The following is a 20724-nucleotide window of genomic DNA, read 5'->3' as shown; positions in this document are numbered from 1 at the left end:
GCGGCCCGGCGGACGGACGCGGATGTCCTGGCTCCCGGGATCTCCCCGGTCACAGTGGCGGGACCGCCCCGGACTCCCGGCCGAAGCCAGTCACCGGTGTTCCTCCACAACCGTCGGCCCGATCATGGCACACCTCTCCCCCGCCTTCAGCGACCAGGTTCACACCCGCATCCGGCGGTGATGGGCCTGTCGGTTGGGTGGGGATGGGTGTTGACTGAGGTGGCATGGGGGGTCTTCGGGCCGATCATCGGTTTGCGGGGCGGGCTGTTGAACAGGAACTGCTCGGCGACGTGGTGCGGGACGCCGTCGGTGGGATTCCTCGTGCGATCGTCATTCATGGTGAGGCCGGCATCGGGAAGAGCCGGTTGGCTCGTGAGGTCTGCCGGGATCCGCGGCTGACCGTGCTGTGGGGATCGTGTGTGCATTTCGGGGGTGCATCGGTTCCGTTCGCGCCGATCAGCGGGGCACTGCAGGACTGGCTCAGCCAGGCCGACGCGGACGAGCGGGAGCGGATCCTCGCCGGGACCGATGGACTGACCGCCTTGCTTCCCTCGATCGGCACGGGCGGCGGCGCTGCCGACGGCGTCGACTCGACGCGGCTGCCGATGCTGGTCGATCTCGTGCTGAACCGGATCGCGGACCAGCGCCCGACGGTGGTCGTCATCGACGACCTGCAGTGGGCCGACGTCGCCTCGCTGGACGTGCTGTCCTACCTGATCGCCGGATTCCGGGCACAGCGGCTGGTCCTGATCGCGACCTGCAGGACCGAGGAACGCGGCGAAGGGCATCCGCTCCACTCCTGGCTGGCCGACATGCGCCGGATGCCGTACTTCGGCGAGATTTCCTTGCAACCGCTGGACCTCGACGCCGTCAGCAACCAGATCGAAGGACTGCTCGGCCGCACACCCGACATCGAACTCGCCACCGAGGTCCTGGCCAGGTCGGACGGCAACCCGTACCTCGTCGAACTCATGGTCCGCGGCCTGTCCGGCTCCGAGCGAAGTCTGCCTTCAACAGTCCCGGTCGCACTCGGGGAAGCCTTGCTCGCCACCTGGCACGGCCTCTCCGAACAAGCCCGCTTGGTCACGAGAGTTCTCGCCGTCGGCGGTCGCCCGACGTCGTACGCCGTACTGACCGAAGTCGCCTCCGGTCATGGGATCAAGGCGAATCAGATCACGCCAAGCCTGTCCGAGGCGCAGGACCGCGGGGTGGTGTGGAACGAAGGCGGCGATTGGTGGTTCCGTCATCCGCTGCTGGCCGAGGTCCTGTACGACGGCCTGTCCCCCGACCAAGCGATCGAGCTGCATTCCGGCTACGTCCGCGTCCTCGAGTCGCGGCCCACCGAGTTGACGGCCGCCGACCTGGCGGTCCACAACGAACGAGCCGGAACCATCGATGCGACCTTCCGTTGGTCGCTGGTGGCGGCCGACCAGGCAGCACAGCTGCGGGCCCCATCCGAAGAAGCGATCCAGCTCCGCCGCGCGTGCGCCCTCTGGGAGTCGGCATCACCGGCAGTCCGAGGCGGGCGTGACGACCGGATCCGTCTGTTGCGACGGACAAGCACGATCTGTGTCCGTGCAAGCGTGGCCGATGCGGCATTCCCGCTCCTGACCGAGGCGCTGAGCCTGGTGGACAAGGAGCGCGAGCCGTTGCTGGCGTGCGATCTCCTGGTCGCGCGGTCCGCCGCCCGCTGGCAGTCGACGTCGCCCGGGATGCCGGATCTGGCTGACGTACTCGAAGCGATCGAGTTGACGACGGACTTCCCGGCGAGCCCGGAGCGCGCCATCGCGTTCGCCGAGTTGTCCGAGGACGAGACGCTGCACGGGTTGCCGGACGACGTGCTCCACGCGGAGGAATCGGTCCGGATCGCGCGCAGGTCAGGCTCGACACAGGCCCTCGGGCGAGCCCTGGTCGCACTTGCAGCGGTGACCGACAGTCGCGCCCCGCTGAAGTCGCTCGCCGACGCGGAGATTGCGGAGCGGTTGGCCAGGTCCTGCGGGGATGTCGACACCGCCACCAACGCCGCCATCTTCCGTTTCAATGCCCTCCACACGATCGGCCCGCGGTCCGACGCAGCCGAGGTCACCCGTGCGGCGTACCTCGACGCTGTTTCCGCCGGCGCCGGTGTCTGGGCGTATTTCCTCGCGTTCCAGGCCGCCGGTGAGCTGATCGACCTGGGCCGTTGGGACGAGTGCCGCGCCTTGTTGCGGTCCGCGCTGGCGGCCCGTGCGGCCGACATCCCTGGAGCAGGCGTCCGGCTGTCCGCAAGCCTGCTCGCGGCCAGGACCGGCCGGACCGAGGAGGCCCGGCAGCACTTCGATCGGGCGTTGGAGCTGATCTCCGACGACTTCAATCCGCTCCGCCCGTACATCACCCGCGTCGGCATCGAGCTGATGACCGCGGAAGGCAGGGTCGCGGACTCCGTCGCCTGGGCACGCCCACGTCTGACCGCGCTGGATCAGGCGCCCGATGCCTGGGATGACGAGGTACTTCCTGGCTTCGCCCAGGCGGCGGCCAACGCAGCCTGCGCCGCCCGGGACCGCGGTGATGTCGCCGCCGCCGCTGCCGCTGCTGACGCGATCGACAGCGTCATCGACGGGTGGCCACGGGCTCCCTTCGCCCACGCCATGGGTGGCGTGGATGTCCAGACGATGAATGAGGCACTCCTGGCGGCCGAGATCGGCGGCAGCCGGAATACCCCGGATCAACCTGAGCTCTGGCGCCGCGCGGCCGACACCTGCGGTGTGGCCGGAAGTCGCTGGGAGCAAGCGGTCGCGCAATGGCGGTGCGCCGAGGCTGAACTCACGAGCGGACCGACTTCGGTACAGGCACGCGACCTCCTGCGGCAGGCTCACACCTGCGCGGTCGAGCTAGGTGCCGAGCCTTTGCGGCGGGCCGTTGAGTCGCTGGCTCGGCGAGCGAAGGTCGATCTCAGTACGCCGGTCCCGGTCGAGCGGGAGGATGACGACCCACGACTAGCCGCACTCACCGACCGCGAACGCGAGGTGCTGGCCTTCCTCGTCGCCGGGCGGTCGAACTCCGAGATCGCCAAGGACCTCTTCATCAGTGACAAGACGGTCAGCGTTCATGTGTCGAACATCCTGCGGAAGACCGGGACGACGAGTCGGGTGGCAGCCGCCGCTCTGGCTGAGCGGCGGCTGCCTGGTCAGTGAACGTGGGCTGGATGGCGACGTCGGTAGGCCCACAGGGCGGCCAGGGCGATACCGGCCTCCGGCCGGGCCCTGAGTCGCCACGTCGGGCAATCCACCTCAGATCCGCGGCATACCCCCTTAGGTAGCTTGAAGGCGTGCTGATCAAGGCGTGCCTGAACGGTGACCGGTCGCGAGCGGATCACCCCGGCGTACCGGTGACTCCGGAGGAGTTGGCGGCGGAGGGTGCGGCTGCGGTGCGGGCGGGAGCGCAGGCGTTGCATGTGCATCCGCGGGGAGCTGATGAGCGCGAGAGCCTGCGGTGGGATGACATCCGGGTCGCGGTCGAGGCCGTGCGGGTGAGTTGTCCGGGGGTGCCGGTTGGGGTGTCTACTCGGGCGGAGATCGTGCCGGAGTTGGCGGCCAGGTTGCGGTTGATCGGCGAGTGGCGAGCCGGGCCGGACTTCGCGAGTGTGAACTTTCATGAGGACGGCGCGGAGCGGGTTGCGGACCTGTTGATCGCGCGCGAGATCGGGGTCGAGGCCGGGCTGTTCACGCCTGAGGCTGCGCGGAGGTACCTCGCCTGGGGTGGTCCTGTGGTGCGCGTTCTGGTCGAGGCGATCCCGGGAGTGTCGCCAGGAGCGGATGGCGTCGCAGCGGCCGTGGCGGTGCTCGACGCCCTGCCGACGCGTGACGTGCTTGTGCATGGCGAGGGCGAGTGGGCCTGGCCGGTACTGCGCTGGGCCTCGGCGCAGGGGTACGACGTACGACTCGGGCTGGAAGACATGCTGACGGGGCCGGAGGACCAGCCCGTCAGATCGAACGCGGACCTGCTGGGCTACCTCTAGGACAGGCGCTTCGCGAGCGCCGTGGCGGCCGCGTCGTCCTTGACCTCGCGGATACCGACGATCGGGGTGACGGTCACGTACCCGGCCTTCAGGAGCGCCTCGTCGGAGTCGGACACCGGGTTGGGCAGCGGTGGTTCGAGCTCGATCATCGGCTCGCCGGTGGGAGCCGTCGCGCCGACCACGCGCGAGCGCTTGATCGGCGCCAGCGAGGCATGCCGGACACCGCTGAGCTCGTCGAGCGGGCGGTCCGGGACGTTGATGGTCAGAACAGTCCCAGCCGGCTCCGGCACGATCCACGTGAGCGCCTCGGCCGCGACCGCAGCCGCCGTCGGCCAGTGGTCCGGATCGTCGGAGTCGATGCTGATCGCGACGGCCGACACCCCTTGCCCCGCCGCGGTCAGCGCCGCCGCGACAGTGCCGGAGTGAAAGATCGGTACGCCGATGTTGTGCCCGCGGTTGATCCCCGACAACACCACGTCCGGAGCCCGCCCGAACGCCCCGACGGACGCCAGCGTCACCGCGAGAGCCGGCGTACCGTCGACGCCGATGTACGTGACGCCGTTCTCCTCCAACGTCGCCGTCCGGATCGGCCGCCCGACCATCCCGGCACGGGCCGACCCGACGCCGCTCTCGTCGTACAGCGGTGCCAGCACGAGCACCTCATGCCCGAGCGCGGCGATCACGGGTGCGAGCGCCCGGATCCCCGGAGCCTGGTAACCGTCGTCGTTGGTGATCAGGACTCTCAACCGTGGAGGCGCCATACCCCCACCCAATCACAGGACCTCAGCCGCGGTCCTCGATATCGCCTTCTGTCTCAAGTACTGCGCTGCGGAGCGTGTCCAGCGCTTCCGGTGACGGCTCCGACCACAATCCGCGCTGGGCTGCCTCGAGGAGGCGTTCGGCGATGCCGTGGCGGGCCCAGGGGTTGGACTTGCGGAAGAAGTCCGCCATCTCGGGGTTGGCGACGTACTCGGTGGTGAGGGTTTCGTACATCCAGTCGTCCACGACGCCGGCGGTCGCGTCGTACCCGAAGAGGTAGTCCACCGTCGCGGCCATCTCGAAGGCACCCTTGTACCCGTGCCGCCGCATCGCCGCCATCCAGCGCGGGTTCACCACCCGGGCCCGGAAGACGCGCTTGGTCTCCTCCTCCAGGGTCCGCGTCTTCACCTGCGCCGGTACGGCGGAGTCCCCGACGTACGCCTTGGGGTTGGACCCGGTCAGGTGACGGACCATGGCGATCATGCCGCCGTGGTACTGGAAGTAGTCGTCGGAGTCCATGATGTCGTGCTCGCGGGTGTCCGCGTTCTTCGCCGCGACCTGGATCCGGGCGTACGCGCGTTCCATCGAGCCACGGGCCTCGGCGCCGTCGAGATCCTTGCCGTACGCGTACCCGCCCCAGACCGCGTACACCTCGGCCAACTCGGCGTCGGTGCGCCAGTTTCGCGCGTCCACCAGCGGCAGCAGGCCGGCGCCGTACGAGCCGGGCTTGGAGCCGAAGACCCGAGCGGTCGACGCCCGTACGTCGTTGCCGGCCGCAACGTCGGCGTCCACGTGTGCTCGCAGGTAGTTGTCCGAAGCCCCTTCCTCCAGGGCAGCGACTGTGCGGACCGCCTCGTCCAGGAGCGTGACCACGTGCGGGAACGCATCCCGGAAGAACCCGGAGATCCGGATCGTCACGTCGACCCGCGGCCGGCCGAGCTCCTCCAGGCCGACCACCTCGAAGCCGGTGACGCGACGGGATGCCTCGTCCCAGACCGGGCGGCAGCCGAGCAGCCACAACACCTCGGCGAGGTCGTCGCCCTGGGTGCGCATGGCCGACGTACCCCAGACCGTCAGGCCGACAGACCGCGGCCACTCCCCCGTCTCGGCCTTGTGCCGGGCCAGCAGCGAGTCGGCCAGCGCGACTCCGACGTCCCAGGCGTTGCGGCTCGGGATCGCCTTCGGGTCGACGGCGTAGAAGTTGCGCCCGGTCGGTAGGACGTTGACCAGACCACGGGTCGGCGAACCCGACGGACCGGCCTCGACGAAGCGGCCGTCCAGGGCACGCAGTACGTTCGTCAGCTCGTCACCGGTCCGCGCCAGCCGCGGCACGACCTCCTCGGCGGCGAAGGTCAGCGACGCCTCGACCTGCTCCGACGACCTGCCGAGCACCTCGATCACGACGACCGGGACCTTGGCGGCCTCCCAGCTCAGCGTCTCCATCCCGACGACGAGCTTGCGCGCAACGGCTTCCAGCAGATCGACACCGTCGGCGCCACTCACCGCGGGCAGGTCTGCGAGTGTGGCCAACTCGGCGAGCTCCGGCACGGCCCGGCCGGGGTCGGCGAGCATCGCAGCCTCGTCGACTCCGAAGGTCTCCCCCAGCACTGTACGCAGACCGGGAGTCGAGTACGACCCGCCCCAGAGCTGCCGCGCACGCAGTACGGCGAGCACCAGGTTGACGCGTGCCTCACCGGCCGGTGCACCACCGAGGATGTGCAGCCCGTCGCGGATCTGGACGTCCTTGATCTCGCACAGATAGCCGTCGAGGTGGAGCACGAACTCGTCGAAGTCGTCGTCCTCGGGCCGCTCGGACGTGTGCAGGTCGTGATGCAGCTGAGCCGCCTGGATCAGCGTCCAGATCTGCGCCCGCAGCGTCGGCACCTTGTCCGGATCCAGGGCCGACACGGTCGCGTACTCGTCGAGCAGATACTCCAACTTCGCCATGTCGCCGTACGTCTCGGCCCGCGCCATCGGCGGGACCAGATGGTCGACGACGGTCGCGTGCGCGCGCCGCTTCGCCTGCGTCCCCTCACCGGGGTCGTTGACGATGAACGGGTAGACCATCGGCAGAGTCCCGAGGACGGCGTCCGGCGCGCAATCGGCTGCCATCCCGATCCCCTTGCCCGGCAGCCATTCGAGCGTGCCGTGCTTGCCCAGGTGGACGACCGCGTACGCGCCGAAGCCGCCATCCGACGGCGCGGACTCAAGCCAGCGGTACGCCGCCAGGTAGTGGTGCGACGGCGCCATGTCCGGGTCGTGGTAGATCGCGACCGGGTTCTCTCCGAAGCCACGCGGCGGCTGGATCATCAGTACGACGTTCCCGAACCGCAACGCCGCCAGCGCGATCGCGGGCTCGTCCCCGGACGTGTCGACGTACAGCTCTCCGGGCGCCTCGCCCCATGCCTCGGTCATTGCCTCGCGCAACGACTCCGGGACGCGCCCGAACCACAGCTCGTAGACCGACCGCGGGATCTTCGCGACGGCGTTGGCCAGCTGCTCGTCGGTCAGCCAGTCGACGTCGTGACCGCCGGCCGCGATCAGTCGGTGGATCAGCCCGTCAGCGCCGTCCGCGCCCTGCAGTTCACTGAGATCGAGGCCGCCCAGGTCGTACCCGGCCGCCTGCAGCTGTCCGAGCAGGACGACCGCCGAGGCCGGAGTGTCCAGGCCGACCGCGTTCCCGATCCGCGCGTGCTTGGTCGGGTACGACGACAGCACCAGCGCGAGCCGCTTGTCACCGTTCGGCACGTGACGGAGCCGCGCATGTGCGACCGCGATCCCGGCCAGCCGGTTACACCGCTCCGGGTCCGGCGCGTAGCGGGCCAGGCCGTCGGCGTCGTACGCCTTGAAGGAGAACGGGATCGTGATCAGTCGCCCGTCGAACTCAGGGATCGCCACCTGGGTCGCGGCGTCCATCGGACTGATCGCGGCGTCGCTGGCCAGCCACTGCTCGCGGGTGGAGGTCAGCGCGAGGCCCTGGATCAGCGGGATGTCGAGCGACGCGAGCGCACCGGCGTCCCAGGCGTCATCCGAGCCGCCCGCGCTCGCGTTGGCCGCGACAGATCCGCCGGCGGCGAGCAGGGTCGTGACCAGTACGTCGCACTTCCGCAGTAGCTCGAACAGTCCGGCGTTCTCGGCGCTGGTCGGATCGAGTCTGCGGAGCGTCCCGCAGTACACGGGGAGCGGTTGAGCGCCCGCAGCCTCGACCGCACCAGCCAGCGCATCAACGAAGGCCGTGTTCCCGGAGATCTCGTGCGCGCGGTAGTAGACGATCCCGACCACCGGTCGCTCATCCTCGACGAACGTCCCACGCACGCCGTACGCCGGGAGCGCGCGGGGCGGGTCGAAGGCGTCGCCCGTCAGCAGCAGCGTGTCGCTGAGGAAGGCGGCCAGGTTGCGCAGGTTCTCGGAGCCACCTTCGCGGAGGTAGGCCAATGCCTCGGTCACCGCACCCGCAGGCACGGTCGACAACGACATCAGCTCGGCGTCGGGCGCGGCCTCCCCGCTGACCACGACCGCCGGCTTGCCAGATGCGAGCACCGCGTCGACGCCCTCCTCCCAGGCCCGACGACCTCCGAGCAGCCGGACCACCACGATCTCGGCCGCGTCCAGCAACGGAGTCAGGTCGGCCAGGTCGAGCCGGGCCGGATTCGCGACCTTCCAGCCGGCGTCCGCCTCCGCGGCGGCGAGCAGATCGGTGTCGGCGGTGGAGAGCAACAGGAGGTTCGCGGGCATGCGCGACCGGTCCTTCCTCGGGGTGTCCACGCCCCGTCCGGAGGTGCGACAGCGGCAGTTCCTGACTCCCCACGCCCGGCTACGGCGCTGGGTCACAGTGGCGGGACCGTCCCGGACTCACACCGGGTTCCTACACATGCCATCGCTTGACGCCGAGACTCTATCGGACGCTTGAACTCCGAAGGAGCGCGGCGAGTCCTTGACCCGCCCGGCTCGGCGGTGCTAGTCGGGAATGATCGGGCTTGTCCGCGGGCCTCCTCCGGCATCGCGCACAACGCTGCTTCAGCACAAGTCGCTCGGCTTCTACTGAAGGAGATTCTTGTGCGCTTCCACCATCCCGCATTCGTGAGCGCGATCGTCGTGGCCGGACTGGCCACCTCGGCCGTTGCCGTCCCACCAAGCCTCGCGACCGGCACCAAGCCTGCCGATCCCGCCGTGATCACCACGTGGAACGCGATCGCCGAGCGGACCGTCTTCGCCGAGAACGCCACGCCGATTCCAGCCTCGGGCCTGTACTTCGGCTTCGTCTCCATCGCCGTGTACGACGCGGTGGTGGCGATCGAAGGCCGGTATCGGCCGTATCTGAAACAACCGCATGTCCGGGGCAAGGCGTCGACGGAGGCCGCGGCGGCGACTGCGGCGTACCGGGTGCTGAGCTACTACTTCCCGGCGTCCGCGCAGAACCTCGCGACGGACTACGCCAGTTCGCTCAGCAGCATCCCGGACGGCTCGGCGAAGACCCGTGGGCAGCAGGTCGGCGACACCGCCGCGGCATCGCTGATCAAGGCGCGACTCGACGACGGGCGCGGCGCGGCGGTGACCCTCGACGTCACACCGGCACCCGGTGTGTGGCGTCCGACTCCTGACGCGTTCGCGCTGACGCTCGTGCCGTGGCTCGGGTTCGTCGAACCGCTCGCTCTCAAGTCACCGACGCAGGTGCGGTTGCCCGGTCCCGACCCGATCACGTCGAAGGCGTACGCGCGCGATTTCGCCGAAGTGAAGGCGATGGGCGCCGCAGAGGGCTCCGACCGTACGCCGGCCCAGACCCAGACCGCGTTGTTCTGGAACGCGAACGCCCCCGCGCAGTACCAGGCAGCACTGCGAACCCGGGTCACCCAGCGCGGGCTGGACATCGTGAAGAGCGCGCGAGCCTTCGCACTCCTGGGCACGAGCACCGCTGATGCGCTGATCGCGTGCTGGCGGGCCAAGTACGACTACGCCTACTGGCGGCCGATCACGGCAATCCGGCTGGCGGACACCGACGGCAACCGCGCGACGACGCCTGATCCGGCCTGGACATCGCTCGTCCCGACACCGCCGTACCCGGACTATGTCAGCGGCCATGCCTGCGTCAGCGGCGCCACATCCGAGACCTTCAGCCGCCTGTTCGGGGAGCGTTCGATCAACCTGACCGTCTCCTCGACGGTGACGGGGACGACTCGTCATTTCCGCACTGCCGCGGCGTTGGACGCCGAGACCAAGAACGCGCGGATCTGGCTGGGGCTGCACTTCCGGCAGGCGATGGACGACGGGAACCGGCTCGGCCATCGGGTCGCGTCCTGGACCGCGAACCACGAGTTCCAGCGTCGCTGACCTCAACCCGCTGCGGCAGTTGTCCTGGAGGGGACCAGCAGGCGGCTGAAGGAGAATCCGGTGCGCCGCGAACACCCTGGACTCGTCATCGCTCTCGCTGCTGGTCTTGTTGCCTCGGCTGTGTTGGTCCCGACCAGCCTGGCGACCGGTATTCGCCAAGGCGACGGCACTGATGACACGGATCCGGCGGTGGTCACGACCTGGAACGCGATCGCCGAGCGGACCATCGTCACCGAGAACGCCACCCCGGTTCCCGTGTCCGGGCAGTACTTCGGCTTCGTGTCGATCGCCGTGTACGACGCGGTGGTGACGATCGAGGGTCACTACCGCCCGTTTCTGAAGCAACCACGAGCCGAGGCGCACGCATCGACGCAGGCCGCGGCGGCGACCGCGGCGTACCGCGTGCTGAGCCACTACTTCCCCGCCTCCGCGCGGCAGCTCGAGGCCGACTACTCCGCGTCGCTCAGCGACGTGTCGAGTGGCCCGGCGAAGGCTCGGGGCCAGGAGGTCGGCCAGGCAGCCGCGGATGCGCTGATCGCCGCACGGCGCAACGACGGGCGCGATGCCGCACGGTCATTGGACGTCGCGTCCGGACCGGGCAGGTGGCGGCCGACGAACGGTGAGCCGATGCGGGTGCCGTGGCTCGGGTTCGTCCGGCCGCTCGTGCTCAAGTCGCCGAAGCAGGTCGAGGTGCCTGGTCCCGACCCGCTCGACTCCGAGGCGTACGCCCGCGAGCTCGCCGAGGTGACGAAGAAAGGCGCGAAGGACGGCTCCAGCCGTACGGCGGAGCAGACCGAGACCGCGTTGTTCTGGAGCGCGAACCCGGTCGCGCAGTACCAGCAGGCGCTGCGCGACAAGGTCACCCGGCGCGGAATGGACACCGTCACGAGTGCGCGTGCCTTCGCGCTCCTCGGCACCAGCACCGCCGACGCCCTGGTCGCGTGCTGGCGAGCCAAGTACGACTACGCGTTCTGGCGACCGGGTACGGCGATCCACCTGGCCGACACCGACGGCAACGGCGGCACCACCAGCGATCCGGATTGGAAACCGCTGGTCGCGACACCGCCGGACCCGGAGTACGTCAGCAGCCACGCCTGCATCACCGGCGCGGCGACGGAGACCTTCCGGCGGCTGTTCGGCGGGCGTTCACTCGACCTGTACGTCTCATCGCCGGTGACCTCGACGACCCGGCACTTCGACTCCGTCCTCCTGCTGGACGACGAGACGAGAAGCTCCCAGGTCTGGCAGGGTCTCCAGTTCCGCGAAGCGGTGGACGACGGGAACCGGCTCGGCCACCAGGTGGCGAACTGGGTCGCGAACCACCAGTTCCGCTGAACCGCTCAGCGGTGCATGGCGTAGTGCGCGGCCAGGAGGTCGGTGCCCCAGTCGTTGCGGACGTCTCGCCAGACCGAGTGGATGTGGTTCGCGTCGTCCTGGGTGTTGTCGTACTCGGCCAGGAACGTCGGGCCGGCGATCGAGTAGTAATGGCGGTGGCCGACGCCGGGTTCGGTCTCGCCGGCCCAGGCGAAGCTGAGGCGCTCGATGCCCTGATCGGTGATGTCCTGCCAGGTCTGCAGGCCGATCGGTCCGGCGGCGCGGCCGACGTACTGGCCGATGAGGAGGCTGAACAACTGCCGTTGGTCCGCGGTCATGTCGCCGTACGCGAGGCCCTGGTGGAGAAGCTTGGCGTCGGCGACCGGGTCGTGCCGGGTCAGGATGTCGTCGGGTGCCTCCGGCGAGACGATGGCGACCTCGCGCTGGCCCGGCTCGAGCGCGTGCAGGAGCTGGAAGCCGAGGTCCTGCTCGTCGGCGAGAAAGCGCCGGCCGGCCTGCGGTCCGGACCGCACCTCGGCCGGGTTCGACCCGAGGAACTGCGGGGTGAACGAGATCGCCCCGTCCACAAGCGTCACGTGCAAGGCCAGGTGGTGGCCGTTCAGCCGCCAGGCCCACGGCTCCGTCCCGGCGGGATCACCGAGTACGCGGAGGTAGTACCGGTCGGCGACGACGGATCCCTCCCACTCCCCTGTCGGCGGGAGCTCGGGGATCCCGCGCACGATGATCTCCGCGTCCCACACCGCCCAGACGTCGGCCACGCCACGCTCACTGCACCCGATCGCGACCAGCTTCTCCACCAACTGCTGCTGGGCCGGCGTCAGCTCGGTCAGCGGAAGCCCCGGTACGGCACCCGGCAGGTACGTCCACTGCTTGTGGTCCGGGGTGTCGAACGCCGCCTTGACCTTGTCGAGCTGTGCCGGCGAAAGGCTCGCCAGCAGATCGAGGACAGCTTGCTTGGTCTGCTCTACAACCATGCCGATCGCTCCCGTTCCGTCGCCCAGAGTTGGCCCCGCCAAGCCTACGTTGACCACCTCGGCACGGTCGCGTCACGGGACGTCGCGGTGGTCGCTGTCACGCCGACCGCGGCCCTGTGCGGTCGTACGCTGCACAGGTGTCTGGACGGCCACGATCGCGGATCGAGCACGGACGGGCGACGTCGACTCGGCCCCCGTGGGTCGATTTCCTCCGCCGTCCTGGCACGCTGCTAGGCGTCTATCTGGTCTTCCTGTTCATTCTGTATCTCGTCACTGCGGACCCGTACAAGGCGGTCACGCTCCCGTTCGCGGCCGTCATCGGCTCGCTGGGCTTCGGAGTTCTGCGGTGGACGTGGACCAGGCGCCTCCGGCCCTTCACCATCGGCGTCGCACTCCGCACAGTCCTGCTGACGGTGCCCGCGCTGGCGGCGCTGCTGCTCGCGGCGTTGTTCATTCTCGCCGCAATCCGCGCGTGAAGCTGCCGCCTTACAGCCAGGCCGATCGTTCCCGTTCCGTCGGTTTGTACGTCGTCGTCCACTGTTCGAACGGCCGGTCCAGCTTGTACTGGAAGTCCGGCTGCCGCAGCAGGACGCGCGTTTCGGCGTTGTCCGGGTTCCGCAGTGTCTCGAAGAACTTGACCGACCAGTGGAACCAGCGCATGCAGAACAGCCGCATGGTCAGCCCGTGCGACACCAGCAGCACGTTCTGAGGCGCGTCCGGGGCCTCGAAGTCGCGGTGCATCGTCTCCAGGAACGTCGACACCCGGTCGTACACGTCCGACCCCGACTCGCCGTGGGTGAACCGGTAGAAGAAGTGCCCGAACCGGTCCCGGAGCACCTCCTGCCGCTCGATGTCCGCGGTGTCCTGGTAGTTGGCCCAGTCCTGCTCCCGCAGCCGCGGCTCCTCGCGGGGCTCACCGATCAGGTCGTCCAGCCCGAGAGAGTCCAGCGTCTGCCAGGCCCGCACGTACGGCGAGACGTACACGCGGGCCGGCTCGTTCTCGAACAGCTCGCGCAGGTACTTGCCCGCCTTGGCCGACTGCTCGTGCCCGTGTGGCGTGAGCGGGATCGCGTGGTCGGGTACTCGCTCGAAGATCGACTTGTCCAGGTTCGCCTCGGACTCGCCGTGCCGGATCAGTGCGATCCGCAGCGGGCGGTGACTCAACCCCATCGTGTTCCCTTCCGGCCGGCGACGGCCAGGATCGCAGCGACCCCAGCGGCAACCACACCGACACGCTTGGCCAGCGCCGCGGTACGGCGTACGTCCGCAACCGCCGGTGTGGGTCCGTCGCCCAGTGTGCCTCGGTCCTCCTGATACGACCCGTAACTGTTCGTGCCGCCGAGGGTCAGGTCGAGCGCACCGGCGAACGCGGCCTCGACCGGGCCGGCGTTCGGGCTCGGGTGCCTTGGCGCATCCCGCTGCCAAATCTGGATGGTCTGTCTGGGCCGGCCGGCGGCGAGGCCGGTGAGCACGGCGCACACGCGCGCAGGCAGCAGATTGAGCACGTCGTCCAGCCGCGCGGACGCCCAGCCGAAGTTCAGGTACTTCTCGGACTTGTAGCCGACCATCGCGTCCAGAGTGTTGGCGGCGCGGTAGCCGAGCAGCCCCGGTACGCCGAGCACGCCGCCCCAAAGCAGTGGCGCCACGCAGGCGTCGGAGGTGTTCTCGGCGATCGACTCCACGGTCGCCCGGGCGAGCTCGTCGGCTTCCAGATTGGTCGCGTCCCGAGCACACAGATGGCTGAGGCGGTCGCGGGCGGCCGGGATGTCCTTGTCCTCGAGCAGCCCGGCCATCACCTCGGCCTCGCGGTCCAAGCTGCGAGCGCCGAGCACGGTCCACGTCGCGGCCGCGGTGACGAGCGTGTGGACGATCGGACGATTCCGGGTCAGCCGCTCGACCACGACTCCGGCGACTGCCGTCGTACCGACCAAGGCGACCGTGTACGCCGTACCGGCCGCGCGGGAGTCGGCGTACCAGCGGGACTCCACGCGGGACGCCGCCTGCCCGAAGCCGGCCACCGGGTGGAAGCGGCGGGGATCACCGAGAACACGGTCGGCCGCGAACCCGAGGAGGAGACCCAATGCCCTAGTACCCCGTGGTGGAGAGGCTTCGAGTGATTGCGGTGTCCAGGTGCGTGCATCGCGGTGCTTGAGGGGCGTCCTCGATGCGGGTTCATCGTGGACGAACCTCAAGTGCCGCGAGGTGCGTGCCTGGGCGCCGCAAGCGCCGAAGGATCTCCACCACGGGGTACTCAACACCCTTGGAGTCTGCCAGGGGCCTGGTGTGGTTGGGTGATCGGCATGGGAATCGCGGAACTGCTCCGGGACGTCGACGGGAGCGGCGCCTTCGGGGTGTGGCTGGGGCGGCTGGACGGCGTACCGGTGTTCGAGCATCTGGCGGAGCGGACGCACTACTCGGCGAGCACGATGAAACTCCCGGTGGCAATGGCGATGATGCGCAAGGTCGAGGCTGGTGAGCTGGCGCTCGACCAGCCGGTGACCGTGCACAACGACTTCGCGTCCGCGGCCGGCGGGCGGTTCGGGGTGAACCCGGACGAGGACGAGGCGCCGGCGACCTGGACGAAGCTGGGTGAGCAGGTGCCGCTCGGGTGGCTGGCGACCGAGATGATCACCCGGTCCAGCAACCTCGCGACGGACCTCGTGCTGGAGCAGGTCGGCGTCGACGCCGCCCACGCCGTACTCGCGGAGTACGGGCCTGGGGACAGTGCGATCCGGCGCGGGATCGACGACGGGCCGGGCGTGCGGGCCGGAATCAGCAACCTGATGAGCCCGGCGGGTCTGGCCGGCGTACTGGTTGCTGTCGGCAATCAGCAGGGCGCCTCGGGCAACTACCTGCGGGACCTGCTGGCCGGCAACCAGTGGAACGGCGAGATCCCGGCGCTGTTGCCGGCCGGGACCCGGGTCGAGCACAAGAACGGCTGGGACACCCGGATCCGGCACGACGGCGGCATCGTCCGCCCACCGGACGCCGATCCGTTCGTGCTGGTCGTGTGTACGACGTCCGACCTGGCCGACGCGGATGCGCAGAAGCTGATCGCGAACATCGCGCTCGAGGCGTGGAACCACCGTCGGGATCTGGGAGGGGTCCGATGAAGGTCAGCACGCATCTGGTCTCGGCGCCGCTGCACACGCCGTTCATCACGGCACTGCGGACGGCGACGCACGCGGACTCGCTGCTGGTCGAGGTGAGCGACGGCGAGCTCAGCGGCTGGGGCGAGGCGCCGCAGGTGTGGAAGGTGACCGGCGATTCGCTCGCCGGGTCGCAGGCCTGCGTCGAGGGACCGATCACCGCTGCCCTGGACGGTCTCGGCCCGGACGACCTGACCGAGGCGCTGCGCCGCGTGCAGAACGCCGCGACCGGCAACTTCGGCGCGAAGGGCGCGGTCGACGTCGCGCTGCACGACCTGGCCGCGCGGCGTCGCGGGCAGACTTTGCACGGTTTCCTCGGCTCGACCGTCGACACCGTGCGCACCGACATGACGCTGTCCGTCGGCGACCCCGATGCGCTCGCGGCCGCGGCACAGGCCAGGCTCGCGGACGGCTTCGACGTACTGAAGATCAAGGTCGGCACCGACGCCCGCGCCGACGTCGAACGGGTCCGGCGGGCCCGCCAGGCGATCGGGCCGGAACCGACGCTCCGGCTGGACGCCAACCAGGGCTGGTCGCGGCGCGACGCGGTCACCGCCATCCGGGCGATGGAGGACGCGGGCTGCGACCTCGAACTCGTCGAACAGCCGGTCGTTGCCGCCGACATCGAAGGGATGGCGTGGGTGACCGACCGGGTCCGTACGCCGATCCTCGCCGACGAGTCCGTGTACGGCGTACGCGACCTGGTGAACATGATCCGGCACGGCGCCGCCGACATGGTGAACGTGAAGCTGGCCAAGTGCGGCGGGCTCGGACCGGCCCGGACCCTGCTGGAACTGGCCCGCGAGCACGGGATCAGGACGATCGTCGGCTCGATGATGGAGAGCCACGTCGGCGTCGGCGCGGCGGCCGCGCTGGTGTCGGCGTACCCGACGTCGGCGGTCAACGACCTCGACGCGGCCTGGTGGCTGAAGCAGGCGCCGGTGACCGGCGGGATCCGGTACGACGGCTCGCTGATCCACCTGCCTGCGGCTCCTGGACTCGGCGTGACAGGCTTGACCGTATGAAGCTAGTCGCCGCCAAAGTCCCGGTCAGTACCGTCTGGACCGCGCCGGATGCGCCCCGTGACATCGACGCCGCGGCCGTCGCCGCCCAGCCCGATGTGGCCGCGTGGGCGAAGTCCATGGACACCGAGACCCGGCTCGGCCTGCACGGCCGGACCCTGACCCAACTGCTGTTCGCCGAACCCGTCCTGGTCCGCTCGGAGCGGGACGGCTGGTCGGAGATCCTGGCGCCGTGGCAGCCGTCGTCCAACGACGAGCTCGGGTACCCGGGCTGGGTGCCGTCGAGCCACCTGGGCGAGCTGCCTAGCAGCGCGACCGCACCGGTTGCGATCACGGTCCCGACCGCGATGCTGCTCGCCGAGCCGGGCGCGGGCGCGCCGCTGGGCGAGCTCTCGTTCGCGACCGTCCTGGCATCGACCGAGCACGCCGACGGGTACACCCGGGTGGCTACCCCGGACGGCGGATCAGGCTGGCTGGCGGACGACGTACTGCGGTCTGTCGAGCAGCCGTCGACGCCCGAGGACCGGTTGCGGTTGGGGGCGTTGTTCCTCGGGCTCGAGTACCTGTGGGGCGGTACGTCGGCGTACGGCCTGGACTGCTCCGGACTGACCCACACGGTCTGCCGGGTGCTGGGGCTGCGCATCCCTCGTGACGCGCACGACCAGGCCGCGATGCTGGAGAACATCCCGATCGACGAGGCGCAGCCCGGCGACCTCTACTTCTTCGGGCGGCCCGGCAAGCAGATCCACCACGTGGGCTTCGTCTCCGATACCGGGATGCTGCACGCGTCGGAGACGGGCAAGCGCCTGGAAGACGCGACGGTGCCCGACGAACGCAGAGCCACCCTGGTCGCCGCCGCCAAGCTCTGACTACGCAACATCGCCCCCGGACCAGGTCGGTCCGGGGGCGATGTGTGTCTTTCAGGTCAGGACTTCTTGGCGTCCGACTCGTGCGGCTCGGGCTCGCGGATCGAGTCGAGCTCGGCCTGGGTCTTCGGGTCCAGCTCGGCCGTCGTACCGTTCGGGCTGTCGACCGGGCTCGTCGTACCGTTCGGGCTGTCGACCGGGGTCGACTCGTCCAGCTCGCCGCCCTCGGCCGGGGGGTCGGTCGGGTCAGCCGGCTTGGTGATGCGGGACTTCCGCAGGCTGGCGACCGTGGTGATGCCGAGGGTGATGATGATGAAGCCCAGCGAGAACCAGATCGGGATCTCCGGCGCCCACTCGATGTGGTGACCGCCGTTGATGAACGGCAACTCGTTCACGTGCATCGCGTGCAGAACCAGCTTCACACCGATGAACGCGAGCACCACCGACAGGCCGATGGACAGGTAGACCAGCCGCTTCAGCAGATCGCCGAGCAGGAAGTACAGCTGCCGCAGACCCATCAGTGCGAACACGTTCGCGGTGAAGACCAGGAACGGTTCCTGGGTCAGGCCGTAGATCGCCGGGATCGAGTCGAGCGCGAACAGCAGGTCGGTCGTCCCGAGCGCGATGATCACGATCGCCATCGGGGTGACGAGCCGCTTGCCGTTCTTGACGATGGTGAGCTTGACGCCGTTGTACTCGTCGGTGGCGTTCAGGCGCTTCTTGGCGAACCGGATGACCGCGTTCTCCTTGAAGTCGTCGTCATCGTTCTCCCCCTGCTTGGCCAGGTGGATCGCGGTGTAGACCAGGAACGCGCCGAAGATGTAGAAGATCCAGGAGAACTGGTTGATGGCGGCCGCGCCGACCGCGATGAAGACACCGCGGAAGACCAGCGCCAGGATGATGCCGATCAGCAGCGCGGTCTGCTGATACTTCCTGGGTACGCCGAACCTGGACATGATGATCAGGAAGATGAACAGGTTGTCGACGCTCAGGCTGTACTCGGTCAGCCAGCCGGCGAAGAACTCGCCCGCGTACTGCCCACCGGAGAACAACCAGACGCCGAGGCCGAAGACCACCGCGAGACCCACGTAGAACGCGATCGCGGTCGCGGACTCCCGGGTACTCGGTTCGTGCGGACGACGGCCGATGATGAAGACGTCGAAAGCCAGCAGCGCGAGAAGCACGCCGACCGTGATGTACCAAACGTAGTCAGCAACGTGCACAGACACCTCCGGAGCTCAGCTGAAACAGGACTCCGAAGGTCTCTTCCGCCGGACCCGCACTGCGGGCCTGGCCGGTGGCACCGGGCGCGGGAACGAATCCCTGACCGTGATGACGATGCCGCCGCGAAGGAATACTCCCCTTCTCCACGTCTATTCTGACTGGTCGATGTCCAAGTCTCCAAATCCCAGGGCACCGTGTCCGGCTGTCGGAATGATCACAACCGGCCGAGGAATAGTTGCGCTCAGTGATCAGTTCGTCAGATTCAGGCGTGTCGTCCGCGGCTAGGCCGGACGCTTGCTCTTGGGGAGTTTGCCCACGATCGTCTCGTACGACGCATCGATCAGCTCGAGGATCTCGTCGTCCGGCACGCTGCCGCCGAGGCGGACGCTGTTCCAGCCGGACCGGCCGATGTAGGCCATCTTGGTGACGTCGCCCGGGTAGGTGTCGACCAGCTCGTCGGCCTCCTCCCGGTTGGCCCCGCACTTGATCCCGACCCCGTCCCCGCCACCGAGGAACGCGAAGATCTTGTCGCCGACCTTGGCGACCACGTCGCCGTCCCAAGGCTCGTCCTGCCACGCGCCCGGCTTCGCCAAGCAGTGCTCGAGCACATCCCCGCCACTCAGTCTCCCCATCGCACTCCCTCTCGGCTCAGCTGTGTGAGACGGCCTCGACGTTGTTGCCGTCGGGGTCTCGGACGAAGACGGCGTAGTAGCCGGGGTGGTACTCCGGCCACTCCTTGGGCTCGTGCAGGATCTCGGCACCCAACTCTCCGGCGGTCCGGCGAACTGTGTCGACGGTCGCCCGATTCGGTGCCGTGAACGCGATGTGGATCTCCCGCTGCGTACCTCCGGTCGTCTGCTTCCCGAGCCAGAACTTAGGTGCCCCGTCCGGCCCACCCAGGGCGAGGACGTCGCCGAACTCCATGACCACAGTGATCCCGAGCGGCTTGAGCAGCGTCTCGTAGAACCGGCGACTCGCGTCCAGGTCGTCACATTGCAGCGACAGGTGATCGAACATGTCGTCCTCCCCTTGGTGATCCTGGAACGCACGCTAGACCCTCCTCGGGACAGAACTCGACCACCCAGGCACGACCTAGGCTGCGGGGCATGACTTCAGTTGTCGTTGCCGCGGTCCAGGTCGGCTCCACTCTGTTCGACACGCCCGCGACGTTGGCCAAGGCGGAGCAGTACGTCCGTGAGGCGGCGTCGTCCGGTGCTCGGCTGATCGTGCTGCCGGAGGCATTCCTGGGTGGCTACCCGAAGGGACTGGACTTCGGTGTGACGGTCGGGTCCCGATCGCCGGAGGGGCGCGACACGTTCCGTCGGTATCGCGAGGCGGCGGTCGACGTACCCGGACCGGAGACCGCGCGGCTCGCTGAGCTGTCGGCTGAGCTCGGCGTACACCTGGTTGCCGGGGTGATCGAGCGGGCCGGTGGGACGCTGTACTGCACGGCCGTGTTCATCGATCCGCGGCACGGGCTGGTGGCGACGCATCGCAAGTTGATGCCGACGGCGGCCGAGCGCTTCCTGTGGGGTCAGGGCGACGGGTCGACGATGCCCGCGGTGCGGACGCCGTACGGCGTGCTCGGGGCGGCGATCTGCTGGGAGAACTACATGCCGCTGTTCCGGCAGGCCATGTACGCCAAGGGCGTGGAGATCTGGTGTGCGCCGACGGTCGACGACCGCGAGCAGTGGCAGGCGACCATGCGGCACGTCGCGCTCGAGGGGCGGTGCTTCGTGATGAGCGCGAACCAGTACCTGACCCGGGCCGATCTCCCCGACGATCTGCATCCGGTCCAGGGTGATGCGCCGGAGACGGTGCTGATCGATGGCGGGAGCGTGGTGATCTCACCGCTGGGCGAGATCCTCGCCGGCCCATTGCGCGGGGGCGAGGGCGTCCTGCTCGCGGAGCTCGACCTCGGCGACCTGGACCGTGGCAAGTTCGACTTCGACCCGAACGGCCACTACGCCCGCCCGGACCTCTTCACCCTGCACGTCAACGAGTCATCCCAGCACACAGTCCAACCCGCGCAAGTGACCCGGCCGACCCACGGCGGCCGGGGCTGATCGA

The 20724-nt window shown here is 69.2% G+C and carries 17 protein-coding genes and 2 riboswitches; of the genes, 9 read left to right on the top strand and 8 right to left on the bottom strand.

What is annotated here, in order from left to right; translation table 11 throughout:
• A riboswitch (cobalamin riboswitch) is annotated at positions 1 to 127 on the bottom strand.
• Between the two features lie 97 nt (positions 128 to 224).
• Positions 225 to 3173: a helix-turn-helix transcriptional regulator gene (locus E0H73_RS05420; protein WP_131352037.1), complete on the top strand. Its 2949-nt coding sequence runs from the start codon at positions 225 to 227 to the stop codon at positions 3171 to 3173.
• 134 nt (positions 3174 to 3307) lie between these two features.
• Positions 3308 to 3997, top strand: a complete 690-nt coding sequence (locus tag E0H73_RS05415; protein WP_131352034.1) for a 3-keto-5-aminohexanoate cleavage protein — start codon at positions 3308 to 3310, stop codon at positions 3995 to 3997.
• On the opposite strand, the gene surE is transcribed toward E0H73_RS05415, so the two are convergent.
• Positions 3994 to 4758: a 5'/3'-nucleotidase SurE gene (gene surE / locus E0H73_RS05410; RefSeq protein WP_131352031.1), complete on the bottom strand. Its 765-nt coding sequence runs from the start codon at positions 4756 to 4758 to the stop codon at positions 3994 to 3996. The genes E0H73_RS05415 and surE overlap by 4 nt on opposite strands.
• A 22-nt stretch (positions 4759 to 4780) precedes the next feature.
• On the bottom strand, positions 4781 to 8491 hold the full coding sequence (gene cobN / locus E0H73_RS05405; RefSeq protein ID WP_131352028.1) for a cobaltochelatase subunit CobN: 3711 nt from the start codon (positions 8489 to 8491) through the stop codon (positions 4781 to 4783).
• Between the two features lie 36 nt (positions 8492 to 8527).
• A riboswitch (cobalamin riboswitch) is annotated at positions 8528 to 8668 on the bottom strand.
• Positions 8669 to 8812: 144 nt separating this feature from the next.
• Here cobN and E0H73_RS05400 point away from each other — a divergent pair.
• The gene (locus E0H73_RS05400) at positions 8813 to 10084 is read left to right on the top strand and encodes a vanadium-dependent haloperoxidase (RefSeq protein WP_202867201.1); all 1272 of its coding nucleotides are present in this window, start codon (positions 8813 to 8815) and stop codon (positions 10082 to 10084) included.
• A 60-nt stretch (positions 10085 to 10144) separates the two neighbouring features.
• Entirely contained in the window at positions 10145 to 11419 is a 1275-nt protein-coding gene (locus E0H73_RS05395; protein WP_131352025.1) for a vanadium-dependent haloperoxidase, read from the top strand.
• Between the two features lie 5 nt (positions 11420 to 11424).
• Here E0H73_RS05395 and E0H73_RS05390 read toward each other — a convergent pair whose 3' ends face one another.
• Positions 11425 to 12393, bottom strand: coding sequence for a DUF3500 domain-containing protein (locus E0H73_RS05390; RefSeq protein WP_131352022.1), 969 nt, complete (start codon positions 12391 to 12393; stop codon positions 11425 to 11427).
• Positions 12394 to 12530: 137 nt separating this feature from the next.
• Here E0H73_RS05390 and E0H73_RS05385 point away from each other — a divergent pair, with 137 nt between their 5' ends.
• Positions 12531 to 12869, top strand: a complete 339-nt coding sequence (locus tag E0H73_RS05385; protein WP_131352019.1) for a hypothetical protein — start codon at positions 12531 to 12533, stop codon at positions 12867 to 12869.
• Positions 12870 to 12879: 10 nt separating this feature from the next.
• On the opposite strand, the gene E0H73_RS05380 is transcribed toward E0H73_RS05385, so the two are convergent.
• On the bottom strand, positions 12880 to 13563 hold the full coding sequence (locus E0H73_RS05380; RefSeq protein WP_131352016.1) for a histidine phosphatase family protein: 684 nt from the start codon (positions 13561 to 13563) through the stop codon (positions 12880 to 12882).
• A complete protein-coding gene (locus tag E0H73_RS05375; RefSeq protein WP_238163814.1) occupies positions 13554 to 14474 on the bottom strand; it encodes a cobalamin biosynthesis protein in 921 nt (306 codons plus the stop codon). The genes E0H73_RS05380 and E0H73_RS05375 overlap by 10 nt, the downstream gene beginning before the upstream one ends.
• 219 nt (positions 14475 to 14693) lie before the next feature.
• Here E0H73_RS05375 and E0H73_RS05370 point away from each other — a divergent pair, with 219 nt between their 5' ends.
• The 3 genes from E0H73_RS05370 to E0H73_RS05360 are packed head-to-tail and all read left to right on the top strand — an operon-like array spanning position 14694 to position 17433.
• Positions 14694 to 15506 (top strand): serine hydrolase, encoded by an 813-nt coding sequence (locus E0H73_RS05370; protein WP_131352010.1) that lies wholly within the window; start codon positions 14694 to 14696, stop codon positions 15504 to 15506.
• Positions 15503 to 16567: a mandelate racemase/muconate lactonizing enzyme family protein gene (locus tag E0H73_RS05365; protein WP_131352008.1), complete on the top strand. Its 1065-nt coding sequence runs from the start codon at positions 15503 to 15505 to the stop codon at positions 16565 to 16567. The genes E0H73_RS05370 and E0H73_RS05365 overlap by 4 nt, the downstream gene beginning before the upstream one ends.
• Positions 16564 to 17433 carry a C40 family peptidase gene (locus E0H73_RS05360; protein ID WP_131352006.1) on the top strand — a complete coding sequence of 290 codons (870 nt, stop codon included), beginning with the start codon at positions 16564 to 16566 and terminating at the stop codon, positions 17431 to 17433. The genes E0H73_RS05365 and E0H73_RS05360 overlap by 4 nt, the downstream gene beginning before the upstream one ends.
• A gap of 56 nt (positions 17434 to 17489) precedes the next feature.
• Here the strand turns inward: E0H73_RS05360 and E0H73_RS05355 are convergent, their stop codons facing one another.
• From E0H73_RS05355 to E0H73_RS05345, 3 genes are all read right to left on the bottom strand, one after another.
• Positions 17490 to 18653, bottom strand: coding sequence for a TerC family protein (locus E0H73_RS05355; RefSeq protein WP_131352004.1), 1164 nt, complete (start codon positions 18651 to 18653; stop codon positions 17490 to 17492).
• 282 nt (positions 18654 to 18935) lie between these two features.
• The gene (locus E0H73_RS05350) at positions 18936 to 19286 is read right to left on the bottom strand and encodes an MmcQ/YjbR family DNA-binding protein (RefSeq protein ID WP_202867200.1); all 351 of its coding nucleotides are present in this window, start codon (positions 19284 to 19286) and stop codon (positions 18936 to 18938) included.
• 16 nt (positions 19287 to 19302) lie between these two features.
• On the bottom strand, positions 19303 to 19671 hold the full coding sequence (locus tag E0H73_RS05345; RefSeq protein WP_131352002.1) for a VOC family protein: 369 nt from the start codon (positions 19669 to 19671) through the stop codon (positions 19303 to 19305).
• 89 nt (positions 19672 to 19760) lie between these two features.
• Between E0H73_RS05345 and E0H73_RS05340 the strand changes: the two genes are divergently transcribed.
• Positions 19761 to 20720 carry a carbon-nitrogen hydrolase family protein gene (locus E0H73_RS05340; protein WP_131351999.1) on the top strand — a complete coding sequence of 320 codons (960 nt, stop codon included), beginning with the start codon at positions 19761 to 19763 and terminating at the stop codon, positions 20718 to 20720.
• The last annotated feature ends 4 nt before the right edge of the window (positions 20721 to 20724 follow it).

It is taken from the genome of Kribbella pittospori (assembly GCF_004331465.1).
Taxonomy (GTDB): Bacteria; Actinomycetota; Actinomycetes; order Propionibacteriales; family Kribbellaceae; genus Kribbella; species Kribbella pittospori.
This window is presented reverse-complemented; position numbering and strand designations above follow the sequence as displayed.